Annotated in this window: 10 protein-coding genes and 1 tRNA gene; 5 read left to right on the forward strand and 6 right to left on the reverse strand. The window is 53.3% G+C overall.

Features of this window, described 5'->3' with window-relative positions; all coding sequences use genetic code 11:
• Positions 1-110: 110 nt before the first annotated feature.
• A tRNA-Pro gene (locus QP888_RS07810) sits at positions 111-184 on the reverse strand.
• A gap of 130 nt (positions 185-314) precedes the next feature.
• Between QP888_RS07810 and QP888_RS07815 the strand changes: the two genes are divergently transcribed.
• Positions 315-1,946 carry an ABC-F family ATP-binding cassette domain-containing protein gene (locus QP888_RS07815; protein ID WP_034646078.1) on the forward strand — a complete coding sequence of 544 codons (1,632 nt, stop codon included), beginning with the start codon at positions 315-317 and terminating at the stop codon, positions 1,944-1,946.
• Positions 1,947-2,047: 101 nt separating this feature from the next.
• Positions 2,048-2,782 carry a DUF7168 domain-containing protein gene (locus QP888_RS07820; protein WP_284812972.1) on the forward strand — a complete coding sequence of 245 codons (735 nt, stop codon included), beginning with the start codon at positions 2,048-2,050 and terminating at the stop codon, positions 2,780-2,782.
• A gap of 59 nt (positions 2,783-2,841) precedes the next feature.
• Here the strand turns inward: QP888_RS07820 and QP888_RS07825 are convergent, their stop codons facing one another.
• Together QP888_RS07825 and QP888_RS07830 are read right to left on the reverse strand one after the other, a co-directional pair.
• Positions 2,842-4,206, reverse strand: a complete 1,365-nt coding sequence (locus QP888_RS07825) for a PFL family protein (protein WP_284812973.1) — start codon at positions 4,204-4,206, stop codon at positions 2,842-2,844.
• 27 nt (positions 4,207-4,233) lie between these two features.
• Positions 4,234-4,503 (reverse strand): ACT domain-containing protein, encoded by a 270-nt coding sequence (locus QP888_RS07830; RefSeq protein WP_018119563.1) that lies wholly within the window; start codon positions 4,501-4,503, stop codon positions 4,234-4,236.
• A gap of 78 nt (positions 4,504-4,581) precedes the next feature.
• On the opposite strand from QP888_RS07830, the gene QP888_RS07835 reads away from it, so the two are divergent.
• Positions 4,582-5,286, forward strand: coding sequence for an SDR family oxidoreductase (locus tag QP888_RS07835; RefSeq protein ID WP_284812974.1), 705 nt, complete (start codon positions 4,582-4,584; stop codon positions 5,284-5,286).
• Here the strand turns inward: QP888_RS07835 and QP888_RS07840 are convergent.
• The 3 genes from QP888_RS07840 to can form a co-directional block, all read right to left on the reverse strand.
• Positions 5,283-6,026, reverse strand: a complete 744-nt coding sequence (locus QP888_RS07840; RefSeq protein WP_284812975.1) for a glutamine amidotransferase-related protein — start codon at positions 6,024-6,026, stop codon at positions 5,283-5,285. The two genes, QP888_RS07835 and QP888_RS07840, sit on opposite strands and share 4 nt — an antisense overlap.
• A gap of 25 nt (positions 6,027-6,051) precedes the next feature.
• Entirely contained in the window at positions 6,052-6,621 is a 570-nt protein-coding gene (locus tag QP888_RS07845) for a TetR/AcrR family transcriptional regulator (RefSeq protein WP_284812977.1), read from the reverse strand.
• Positions 6,622-6,741: 120 nt separating this feature from the next.
• On the reverse strand, positions 6,742-9,561 hold the full coding sequence (gene can / locus QP888_RS07850) for an aconitate hydratase (RefSeq protein WP_284812978.1): 2,820 nt from the start codon (positions 9,559-9,561) through the stop codon (positions 6,742-6,744).
• A gap of 247 nt (positions 9,562-9,808) precedes the next feature.
• Here can and QP888_RS07855 point away from each other — a divergent pair, with 247 nt between their 5' ends.
• Both QP888_RS07855 and QP888_RS07860 read left to right on the forward strand, forming a co-directional pair.
• On the forward strand, positions 9,809-10,309 hold the full coding sequence (locus QP888_RS07855) for an Rv1476 family membrane protein (protein WP_284812979.1): 501 nt from the start codon (positions 9,809-9,811) through the stop codon (positions 10,307-10,309).
• A 459-nt stretch (positions 10,310-10,768) separates the two neighbouring features.
• Complete coding sequence (locus QP888_RS07860; protein WP_284812980.1) at positions 10,769-12,562, forward strand: DIP1281 family NlpC/P60 protein; 1,794 nt, start codon at positions 10,769-10,771, stop codon at positions 12,560-12,562.
• Positions 12,563-12,602 lie beyond the last annotated feature (40 nt).

The following is a 12,602-nucleotide window of genomic DNA, read 5'->3' on the forward strand; positions in this document are numbered from 1 at the left end:
CTCAATCGGTATCCGGAAAGGCCCGATCTAGGGAATTGGCGACACGCCGTAAAAACACACTTTTTGTCGTTTAACCCGAAGTTTGAAATATAACCTGAACAGGTATTTTGTCGGACTGACAGGATTTGAACCTGCGACCCCCACACCCCCAGTGTGGTGCGCTACCAAACTGCGCTACAGCCCGTTGCTGCCTAGCAATCCGATCAGGGATCTGCGGCAACGTTTTCACTATAGCGTTTGTTCGATATATCGCGCCAAACTTCCAGCTCACTACGGTTATTAATAAACCGTGGCGACTGCTAAACTGGCTGGTCGTGATTGTTAGCCAAGACCTCGAAGTCCGCGCCGGTGCCCGTACTTTATTGCATGCTCCTGGCCAGCATCTTCGGGTGCAGCCGGGGGATCGCATCGGATTGATCGGCCGCAATGGTGCGGGAAAAACCACCACCATGCGCATTCTTTCAGGAGAAACCCAACCCTATGCTGGTGAAGTACGCATTTCCGGAGATATCGGCTACCTTCCGCAAGATTCTCGCGAGGGAAACATCGAGCAGACTGCTCGCGACCGCGTTCTGTCAGCGCGTGGTCTTGATGAGCTGCGCAAGTCCTTGGATAAACAACAGCAGATCATGGAAACCACCTTGGATGATGACAAGCGAGACAAAGCCATCACCAAGTTCTCCAAATTGGAAGAACGGTACCACAGCCTCGGTGGTTATGAAGCGGACTCGGAAGCAGCCACGATCTGCGACAACTTGGGTCTCGAACAACGAATTTTGGACCAGCCACTCAAGACGTTGTCGGGTGGTCAGCGTCGTCGTGTAGAGTTGGCGCAGATTCTGTTTGCTGCCACCAGCGGGGCAGGAAAGTCACAAACCACGTTGCTGCTCGATGAGCCAACCAACCATTTGGATGCTGACTCCATTTCTTGGTTGCGTTCGTTTTTGGCGAAGCACGAAGGTGGCTTGGTCATGATTAGTCACGACGTTGAGCTGCTTCGCGACGTCTGCAACAAAGTGTGGTTTTTGGATGCTGTGCGCTCGGAAGCCGATGTGTACAACATGGGATATGAGAAATATCTTGACGCCCGTGCCACCGATGAAGCACGCCGTCGACGTGAGCGGGCGAATGCCGAAAAGAAAGCGTCGGCGCTGCAAAAACAAGCAGCAAAATTGGGTGCCAAAGCTACGAAAGCGGCCGCTGCAAAACAAATGCTTGCTCGTGCAGAACGAATGATGGGCAATCTGGATGAGGTCCGCCAAGACGATAAGGTCGCATCCATTAAGTTCCCAGAGCCAGCTCCGTGCGGCAAGACCCCGATGCATGCGACGGGACTGACCAAAATGTATGGTTCGTTGGAAGTTTTCGCTGGTGTCGATCTCGCGATTGATAAAGGCTCCCGCGTCGTCGTTCTTGGGTACAACGGCGCAGGTAAAACTACATTGTTGAAATTACTTGCTGGCGAGGAACGCACCGACGGCGAAGGCGGAATCGTCACCGGACATGGCTTACGCATTGGTTATTTCGCCCAAGAACACGACACCATTGATCCTGATCGGACAGTCTGGGAAAACACAATTTCTGCCTGCCCTGACGCCCATGAGCAGGAGCTTCGCAGTCTGCTCGGTGCTTTCATGTTCTCTGGTGACAAACTGGAACAACCCGCAGGTACACTTTCCGGCGGTGAGAAGACGCGTTTATCGCTTGCAACCTTAGTTTCTTCCCGGGCGAATGTTTTGTTGTTGGATGAGCCCACCAACAACCTGGACCCGATATCGCGGGAACAGGTATTGGATGCTTTGGCGACTTATACTGGTGCAGTGGTCTTGGTTACCCACGACCCCGGCGCGGTCAAAGCACTGGAACCGGAGCGGGTCATCATCATGCCAGACGGTGACGAAGATATGTGGAGTGACGAATATATGGAGATCGTGGAATTGGCCTAAGCTCGCACAACCGCTCGGGATATGTGTGTGATTTTGTGGTCATGGAACCACAGCCTGGTGCGCACAGTCTATTGGGATAGGACACGAGAAAGGACTATCCATTGAGTCTCGATAAATATCGGAACCGCATTAAAAGCTTGCTGGACCGTGCTGCTGCCTGTGAAGGAACACCGGAAGGCGATTTGTGCCGGGTGAAAGCTTTTGAGTTGGCAGCAAAATACGCTTTAGATCCCGATGATGTACGCAAGCAAGCAGATGCGGACTCGGCAGGCCAGACCGCGTGGGAATGGGAATTAACTGGTAGCTATAAGCCGCAGCAGCGAGAGCTGCTTGCACATATCGCTAGTGCTCTGCATTGTCGGGTCCTTTATGAGCGTAGCGGCACCGGGCGGCACAACTCTTTCGGATTGGTTTTTGGTGTGCCCCGGCATCTCGAGAGGGTGAAAATGCTCTTTCCAATGCTTAACTTGCACATGTCGGCGGGATCAACACAATACGCTGCGAATCACGGCGCGCACGATGCCGCGCACACGAAACGCTTGAAAACTTCCTGGATGATGGGGTTTTCAAGTAGCGTCTTTGATTTGCTTGAGCAGGCTGACCAGGACACTGCGTCCCAAGTTGGCCAGGGAGCAGAGGTCGCATTGCTTGATGACGCTAGTGCTGCAGAAAAACTCATGCACGACTATGTCCACGAGGCAGGCTTGGTATTGCGCAATGGCCGACAGAATTCGCGGGCGATAGATCCAGAAGCAATGCACGCGGGCAGTGAGGAAGGCCGCCGCGTTGACCTCGGCAACTCCCGGCTTCCACAACGCAAGGAACTGTCTGCATAGTTGGCTAGTGTGTAGTGGCGTCATGGCCTGCCAATCTGGCAGGCCCGATAGCCCAACTGCTAGTTGCGGAATCCGTGTACCGGGGCCGGGATGAACCCACCACGGTGGATGAACTCGCGGTTGCCGACGGTGTTGACCGGAATGATCGGTGCGTAGCCGAGAAGACCACCGAAATCAACTTCGTCGCCTACCGCAGCACCAGGTACAGGAATAACACGCACCGCCGTGGTCTTATGGTTCATCACACCAATTGCGGCCTCATCTGCGATCATGCCTGCTATAGTTTCTGCCGACGTGGCACCAGGAAGTGCAATCATATCGAAACCGACCGAACAAATTGCGGTCATTGCTTCCAATTTGTCCATGCTGATGCTGCCGGCACGCACAGCGTCGATCATTCCTTTGTCCTCAGAGACAGGAATGAACGACCCTGATAAGCCGCCGACACGCGAGCACGCCATCATGCCGCCTTTCTTCACCGCGTCGTTCAGCAATGCCAGGGCAGCGGTTGTGCCGTGGGTCCCGACTTGCTCCAGGCCCATGTGCTCCAGAATGTGTGCGACGCTGTCACCAAGTTCCGCGGTCGGAGCCAGTGACAGGTCAACGATGCCGAACGGAACGCCCAACCGTTGTGAAGCCAAATTGCCAACTAGTTGACCGGCGCGGGTGATTTTGAAGGCGGCTTTTTTGATTTCTTCTGCTACCTCGTCCAAGCTGGCCCCCTCAAGGTTGCCCAGAGCACGATCGACGACACCTGGACCGGAAACACCAACGGAGACCACACAATCTGGTTCTTCCACACCGTGAAAAGCACCGGCCATAAACGGGTTATCGCCGACCGCGTTGGCGAAGACCACTAATTTCGCGCAGGCGATCGCAGAATCATCCTTGCTTAATTCGGCGGCGGATTTAATAACCTCACCCATGTGTCGGGCAGCATCCATATTGATGCCCGCGCGGGAGGATGCGATGTTCACTGATCCGCATACCACTTCTGATTGCGACAGAGCTTCCGGAATGGACTCGATGAGTCGGCGGTCAGCTTCGGTGGTTCCTTTTTCGACAAGCGCGGAGTAACCACCGATAAAGTTCACGCCGACTTCATTGGCAGCTTTGTTGAGTGCGTGGGCTATATCGGCGGGGTTGCCCTCAACACCGGCGGCTATCAACGAAATCGGAGTAACCGAAATGCGCTTATTGACGATCGGAATTCCCAGTTCGGCTTCAATACCTTCGCACACTGCGACCAAGCGTGATGCGCGAGTAACGATTCGGTCATACACGGCATCACAGGTGGCGGACATCGTCGGGCGAGTGCAACCGAGTAGGGAAATGCCCATGGTCACGGTACGAATATCGAGACGATATTTTTCGATCATCTCGATCGTATCGACGATCTGGGCATTCTTAAAAGAAAAAGGCATAGTGGATTTTCCCTGCGCTAGGTGGTGCTAAATTTCGTTGATTGCGGTAAACAGCGACTCCGCCTGGATGCGAATAACCTGGTGGGTCTCTTTTTCTACGGCTTCCATGCGCTGTTGAATTTCAGGGATTGATAGGGCTTCATCATCGAATTCCACGCGCAGAATCATCGTGAAATAACCAGACATAAGGGTTTGTGAAACGTCGACGATATTAACGTTCAACTCTGCGAGAGCGGTGCTGACAGAGGCGATAATTCCGGTGTTGTCCGCGCCGGTCACGGTCATGATGGCATACATGCTACTCATCTTAACTGCCTATTCAGCATTCTTTTTAGCCGGGGCAAAAAGCTCACGACGAAGCGTAGAATTGTGTACATGACAGCAACTCAGCCGCAAAAGAACGTAACTACCACAAACACACGAGTATTGGTCATCGGTGGATCTGGCAAAGTTGCCAGCATTGCCATTCCCCAATACTCGAACGATTACGAGATCACCGCGATGCTGCGTCGTGAAGAAAAAGCAGAAGAGGCGCGGGATAACGGCGCAATACCGTTGGTCCAAGACGTGACTACTGTGTCTGCGGATCAGTGGGCAGCGCTGGTTCGTGATTTTGATGTCGTGGTGTGGACCGCAGGTAACGGCGGGCGTGCCGGTGCCGACGTCACCTATGCCGTGGACCGCGATGCTGCTTTGGAATGCATCAAGGGCTTGGAAAAAGTCCAGAATGAGGTTGGTAAAGATCGCGCGCCGCGGCTCATCATGGTGTCCTACATGGGGTCGTTGGACAACGAAACCGACGATCAAGGCGCATGGCTGGCATACGTGGAGTCGAAGAAGACCGTCGACAAGCGCCTGCTGGATTCTGATTTAAATTACATTATCCTAGCCCCGACGTTGCTGACCCTGGATCCGGCGCAGGGCATTACCGTCACCGAAAACACGCCAGAAAAAGCCGGGGAAAAAACCTCCCGTGAGCTCGTCGGTCAGGTGATCTTCGAGCTGGCTGGTCGGACGGAGCTGCCAAACCAGGACTTCATTGCCTTCCATGATGGCAACGATCCAGTGAGCTCCATTTAGCTGGAAGCTGCGCGTGTTGCGCAGTACCGCACGAAGATAGCGAGCAACTCATTGCTCCATTTCGTGTCAATTGACGGCAAGCTGTTGACAATATCCAGGTAATCGTCGGGGGAGAAATAGCCGTAGTCGTAGAAAAAATCCATTCGGTTTCTCATGGCTACGGCATCCATTTCAGCGTGAAATTGGCTTGCCCAGGTTGAATCACCGACGCGAATTAACTGTACGGGGCACGTCGGGCCGTCGGCAAGAACCGTAATATTATCTGCCGCAGGCAGGTTTTCGACGGCTTCGGTATGGCCAGTCAGAGACGTAAAATTCTGCGGCAAGTGTCGTGCGAGCACGTCTTTGGCAGCGTCATGCGTAAGCTGCACGATGGTCTCTCCGGACGTTTCAGCGTGCGAATGCCCCACGGTTCCGCCGACGTGGTGTGCTAGCCAGGAAGCACCAAAACAAATCAAAAAGACTGGAATGTCTGCATCTGTAAGTATCTCCAGTTGTCGGTGAATATGGAGTTGCCAATCATCCCAAGTTTCGTTGGTGATATTGAGTGAACTACCACCAACGATAACTCCATCGAAATTAGCTAAATCGGGGAGTTCCACGTTTGTGGAATCAATAACCAGGTGCGAGGTTTGTTCTTGACTAAGCCCAGTGGATTCACAGATGTCACGATATTCAGCAGCGGCAACCGCCGGGGCGGTCTCTCCATAACGTAATGAGACCAAGAGAAGATTAACCATAGTGGCTACTGTTATACCTTATCGCTTAATGCTCATTAGCATCGCGTCGGATAGCCTGTTCTGCAATGTCCAAAACGGCTTCATCGGTGGACATTCCCATTGCGTTACGGGTGATCAACCCGTCCATGACCATTTCTAGAAAATATTTCAGCGTATCAATGGGAACGTCGATGCGCATACGTCCTTCAGCCGCATTTTTCGCCAAACGATCATGCACGGCTTGGTCGAGGACTGCCTGATGTTCCTGCCAGCGTGCGCGAAACGAAGCATCGGTCCGCAGCATCTTAGAAATCTCGAGACGAGTAGCCAGCCAGTCATATCTATCTGGGTGCCGTACGATATCGCGCATAACTTCCACGAGTCCTTCCCGGGCGACGACTTCGGCTTGTCGTGCAGCATCTTCTCTGGCTAACGAAAGAAACAAATTTTCTTTATCAGAAAAGTGGTGGAAGATTGCGCCCCGGGATTTCCCGGTCGCTTGTTCTAGACGACGCACAGTTGCTCCCTCGTAGCCGTATTCGGCAAAACACTTACGCGCACCCACAAGGATTTCTTGGCGGCGACGATTAAGCTCATTTTCGCTCATGACTGGCATAGAGGAAGCAACCTTTCTGACCGGGAATGCCAAAACGGGGCTGCAGGGCCTGGCTGCGAGTGCCTCCGAAGAGGGGACTACTCGCAGCGAGACTTCATGCAGCCCCGCGAAGCATTATGGTTAGGATTTAACCATCTGACGGAGTACGTACTGCAGGATTCCTCCGTGGCGGTAGTACTCGGCCTCACCTGGGGTGTCGATGCGTACATTCGCGTCGAACTCGACGGTCTCACCGTCTTCCTTGTGAGCGGTAACCTTGACGGTCTTCGGGATCGAGCCGTTGTTGAACTCGGTCAGGCCTTCGATGTCGAAGGTCTCGTGACCGGTGAGCCCCAGCGACTCGTGTGATTCACCATCTGGGAACTGCAGTGGTGCAACACCCATACCGATCAGGTTCGAGCGGTGGATACGCTCGAAGGATTCAGTAATGACGGCACGCACGCCCAGCAGTAAGGTACCCTTTGCTGCCCAGTCGCGCGAAGAACCGGTGCCGTATTCCTTACCACCCAGAACGACTAGAGGGGTGTCTTCTTCCTTATAGTTCTGAGCTGCATCGTAGATGAAGGCTTGTGGCTTGTCTTCCTTAGTGAAGTCCAAGGTGTAACCGCCGGATTCCTCAACCAGCTGGTTGCGCATACGGATGTTCGCGAAGGTACCGCGAACCATGACTTCGTGGTTACCACGACGGGAACCGAGCGAGTTAAAGTCCTGACGTTCAACACCATTTTCTTCCAGGTATTGCGCGGCAGGGGTACCTGGTTTGATAGCAGAAGCAGGCGAGATGTGGTCGGTGGTGACCGAATCGCCGAGCTTGACCAACACACGGGCGCCCTTGATGTCTTCGACATCGGCAGGCTCGGTCGGCATATCGTCGAAGTATGGAGCCTTGCGGATATACGTCGAAGCATCATCCCACTCGAAAGTCTCGCCCTTCGGGATGTCCAGGTTCTGCCACTGTTCGTCGCCCTTGAAGACGTCAGCGTAGTCAGCTTCGTACATTTCGCGAGAGATTGAGGCCTCGATCGTCTCTTCGATCTCTTCTGGGGAAGGCCAGATGTCCTTCAGGAAGACATCGTTGCCTTCTTTATCTTGGCCCAGTGGCTGCTCATCGAAGTCGAAGTCCATGGTGCCGGCGATGGCATATGCGATGACCATCATTGGCGAAGCCAGGTAGTTCATCTTGACGTCTGGCGAGATGCGACCTTCGAAGTTGCGGTTACCGGACAATACTGCGGTGGCCGCCAAGTCTTCGGAGTTGATGGCATCGGAGATTTCTTCTGGCAGTGGGCCGGAGTTACCAATACACGAGGTGCAACCGAACCCGGATAGGTAGAAACCGAGAGCTTCCAGGTCCTTCCAGAGATCTGCGCGCTTGTAATATCCATCAACAACCTGGGAACCAGGAGCACAAATGGTCTTAACCCATGGCTTGGAGGTGAGGCCCAGTTCGTTTGCCTTGCGGGCGATCAAACCGGCACCGATCATGACCGATGGGTTAGAAGTGTTGGTACACGAGGTAATGGAAGCAATAGCGACCATACCGTGGTCCAGGGTGTATTCACCGCCGGCTGGTGAGGTAACAACCGTTGGATGGGACGGACGGCCTTCGCCGCCAGCGGAAGCGTCTTCACCCTGACCCTTACGGGAAACATTGTGACCATCGGTGATGTCGGCATCGACGTAGCTTTGCACGCCGCCTTCGGCGTCCATGCGACGAACCTCAGGCTTCTTGCCTTCTTCCAAAACTTCGTCGTCAGTGTAGTTGACTAGATCCTTGCGGAACTGCTCTTTTGCCTTGTCCAACTCGATGCGATCCTGTGGGCGCTTCGGTCCGGCAATGGACGGCTTAACAGTGGAAAGATCGAGCTCGATGTACTCGGAGTACTCAGCTTCTTCGTCGTCTTCTTCCAACCACATGCCCTGGGCCTTGGCATAAGCTTCAACGCGGTCGATCTGCTCCTGCGGGCGACCGGTCAGCTCCATGTACTTAGTGGTCTCTTCGTCGATCGGGAAGATCGCAGAGGTGGAGCCGAATTCTGGCGACATGTTACCGATAGTTGCGCGGTTAGCCAGTGGGATGGATTTCACGCCATTGCCGTAGAACTCGACGATCTTCTGAACAACGCCGTGCTCACGCAACATGTCGGTGATGGTAAGAACAACGTCGGTAGCGGTAACGCCGACTGGAATTTCGCCGGTAAGCTTGAAACCAACAACCTTTGGAATCAGCATCGATACTGGCTGTCCCAGCATTGCAGCCTCGGCCTCGATACCACCTACGCCCCAGCCCAAGATGCCCAGGCCGTTTTCCATGGTGGTGTGGGAGTCAGTACCGATACAGGTATCTGGATATGCCAATCCATCATTGTCAAAGACTACGCGGCCCAGGTATTCAATGTTGACCTGGTGGACAATACCGGTTCCCGGAGGAACAACGCGGAAGTTCGAAAAGTTCTCTGCACCCCAGCGCAAGAACTGGTAGCGCTCTTCGTTGCGCTCATATTCGATGGCAACGTTCTTGGTCAGTGCATCCGCATCACCGAATGCTTCGGTGATAACGGAGTGGTCAATAACCATTTCAGCTGGGTTCAGTGGATTAACCTGGTCTGCGCTGCCGCCCAAGTTCGATACGGCCTCACGCATGGTAGCCAAGTCAACGACACACGGAACACCAGTGAAGTCCTGCATCAACACGCGAGCAGGGGTGAACTGGATTTCTGTATCTGGTTCCGCCTTTGGATCCCAGTTAGCGATAGCCTTGATGTGATCTTTATTGACGTTCTTACCGTCTTCGGTACGAAGAAGGTTTTCTGCCAGCACCTTGAGTGCGTACGGCAACTTCTTCAGTCCGTCTACTGCGTCGAGCGAGAAGTAGTCATATGACTTATCTCCGACCTCTAGCTTCTTCTTAGCGTCGAAGGAGTTCAAGCTTTCAGTCACGGGGAGCTCCATTTCCTTGTTGTGCAAATCTGTCAGACCTCAAAGGTCTAGAACTCAGGGTTCATTGACCCAGTGTAGGTTGACGATCCCTCGTCCTGCCAAAAGTATAACAGTACAGCTGTTCTGTTTTTAGTCTGTTTGTACTGCGCCATGGCAATATGACAGTTAGTGAGGGAATATACGCCATCAATACCTGTCCGAAGCACCCCTTATTACCCCCAGAAAGATTAAGCAGAAAGTATTTACCATGATCCCTTCCGGTGTTGACATAGCTGACCTCTCTGCACAGTTGCGTGAAGATCAGTTAGCTATTGGCCCGAATGCTGAATTTGGGCGGATGCAGGAATCGGAACTACTGGATGTTCTAAGCGTGAGTAATCAAGAAAGCGGCTCAGGCGTTTATGGTGGAGCAGATTTTGGGCTAGCACTTATCGACGTTCCGGTTGGCAAGGCTGCGGACTTGCGCGACGTAGCTCAGGAGCTGCAACTAAATACCGAAATTGAGACCATAGTGGTGCGCACTCCGACTGCTGGAGCAGCAGTGAGTGAGCTTTATTCGCGTGCTGAACTGGAAGCAGCAGAATCAGCTTTTGCTCATGTGCAAACCAGTACTGGGTTCCACAACTTTGTCGATGTGCTTTCAGGTGCCCCGATCCAATGGGGCCCTGTCGCTATCGTACTCGCAGTAGTCATTGCTACAGCCTTGACTGCATCGTGGTTGTTGGTAACCAAATCGTTACGTAATTGAGTCCATTTCCTGCGTGTCGCTGATATTGTGATAAACGACACATGAAAAAAGTTGATGCTTCTTTCTGCAGGCCATCAGGTTAGTCCGGCCTCAATACTTGACTTAATGCGCGGGAGAATTGTGAATACATGTGCCCCTGTTGCGTCGTGTGGCATATGGTTTGGCTATTGGCTCACGAGCCATAGCACTGAGGTTTGAACTCATGGTGGAGACACACCGGAAATTCTGAATACAGTCTTGATCCTTGACTACTCGTCAGCACGGGCATGTGGGGAGGCACGCCAGGAGCAACGATGGCCAGAAGGATGCGGCTGATTCAGTCTTTCATTCACCGTTGTTTGCGACGGTGAGTTTCTGCCTGATTCTTGCTTCGCTAGGCCCGTGTGTCGGTACCCACTGTCGTAGATTTCCGCGCAGAGTCAGGTTTCAATGCTTGACTATGCCTGTCAGGAGTGTGTCGTGCCTTCATCGTCTCACCGGCGTGTCTTTCGCGTAGGCAGTTTTAGTGCAGCTATCGCATGCACCGCATCGCTTTCATTGTTTGGGTCCTCAGCTTTTGCGCAGGCAACGCCGAAAGATCAGTTGCAGCCTGCGGTCTCTGAACTGATTTCCACAATCACCGAGGCCGATGCGGACCTCAACAACTTGGATCTTAGAATTGGTGCTCTGGGCGAATCCGTCAACGAAGCGCTCGCTATTTTGCAGGATTCTCGATCCAAAGCCACTCAAGCGCAGCGGGGGGTTTCAGCGGCACAACAAGAGCTTGCCGACGCCCAGGCTGAGATTGCAAGTGCGCAGGAGGAGTTGGATGAGCTTTCACGCGCCAAATATCGGCGCGCGGCTGGTTCGTCCGGGTTGCATGTAATCAGCGGGAGTGATCACCGCGATGATGAGCTCTACCGCAAATCGATGCTACGCGCACAAAGTGAAGAAAAGCTTACGACTATCGATGAGCTTGACCGAGTACGTACTGAGAAAGCCAATAAGGAATCCCAGCTACGGAAAACGCATGAGTTAGCCGAAGCCCGTGTAGAACAAGCTGCTACCGCAGAATCAGATGCGCGCGAACTATTGGAGCAAACCAGAGCCAAAATCGGGCAAGCGCAACAACAGCGCAAACAGGTCGCGCAAGAACGAGAACAAGCCCAGGAAGAGCTTGCCTCAGCGCGAGGTGCCAGCAATAACCACACAATTGGGAATACCGGTGCAGACGACGCTTTTTCAGAGCATGCGTCAGCTAACATAGCCTCTCGTTCTACTGCGGATAGTGCACTTGATCTCACCGTAGACACAAACGACAACGGTAATGACGAATCACCCGCTGAAACAGGGCAGGCTGGACAATCCGAGCAGAATGGTGACGTCTCAGCTGAATTGCATGAGTTAATCAATCAAGCTGCTGAGACTGTCAGTGAATATCTACCGGAGCACACAGCTTTAGATTCAGTCTCGCAGGACAGCAACAGAATTGAAGACAACGCACAGGATCCACCTTCGCCGATACCTGCATTACAAACAGTTGGTGGTTCTGAGATCCAACCACCAACGACAACTCAGGAAACAACGACTGAAGAAACAACGACAGCGGAGACGGCTACTGGCGCCAATGCTGAAACGGAAGGGGAAGCCGTTTCAGCTGCGGGCCCAGAGCAGCAATCCGTTGGGCAAGCAAGCTCCCAACACACTGCTGAATCTGCAGCTGACGCCACACCACAATCAACAGATAGTGGTAGTGACGTTGCGGAAGAACTCAGTGGTGTATTAGAAGAACTCAGCACTAATGAGTCTGTGTCAGAAGATGTTTCTGCAGGTTTTGCAGAGGTAGCTCCATCACAGCAGGCACAAGCGATACTGTCTCGTGCACGTTCCCAGCTGGGTGTCGATTACGCCTGGGGCGGTGGCAATGCGCAAGGGCCAACTGCAGGTATCCGCGATGGCGGACATGCAGACATCAACGGTGATTACGGCAAGGTAGGCTTCGACTGTTCCGGATTGGTGCAGTACGCCTTTGCAGGTGTAGGTATTTCGCTGCCGCACTATAGCGGTGGTCAGTACCGCCACGGCACTCACGTATCTACGTCGAATCTGCAACCAGGTGACCTGATCTTCTATGGACCAGGTGGATCACAGCATGTCGCGATTTATTCCGGCGACGGCATGATGATCGAGGCTCCTCATTCCGGCTCACACGTTCGCGAAGTTCCGGTGCGTCACACCGGTATGACCGAAAACGCGGTGCGGTTATTGGGCTAGTCGTGCAAAACGACCACCACCAAAATCTGCCTTGCTAGTC

Origin of the sequence: Corynebacterium sp. MSK297 (assembly GCF_030232885.1) — a bacterium.
GTDB lineage: Bacteria > Actinomycetota > Actinomycetes > Mycobacteriales > Mycobacteriaceae > Corynebacterium.

Coding starts and splice junctions, on each gene's coding strand:
- QP888_RS07840 (WP_284812975.1), bottom strand. CDS start 6,026: ATGGTTAATCTTCTCTTGGTCTCATTACGTTATGGAGAGACCGCCCCG.
- QP888_RS07830 (WP_018119563.1), bottom strand. CDS start 4,503: ATGTATGCCATCATGACCGTGACCGGCGCGGACAACACCGGAATTATC.
- QP888_RS07835 (WP_284812974.1), top strand. CDS start 4,582: ATGACAGCAACTCAGCCGCAAAAGAACGTAACTACCACAAACACACGA.
- QP888_RS07825 (WP_284812973.1), bottom strand. CDS start 4,206: ATGCCTTTTTCTTTTAAGAATGCCCAGATCGTCGATACGATCGAGATG.
- QP888_RS07845 (WP_284812977.1), bottom strand. CDS start 6,621: ATGCCAGTCATGAGCGAAAATGAGCTTAATCGTCGCCGCCAAGAAATC.
- QP888_RS07855 (WP_284812979.1), top strand. CDS start 9,809: ATGATCCCTTCCGGTGTTGACATAGCTGACCTCTCTGCACAGTTGCGT.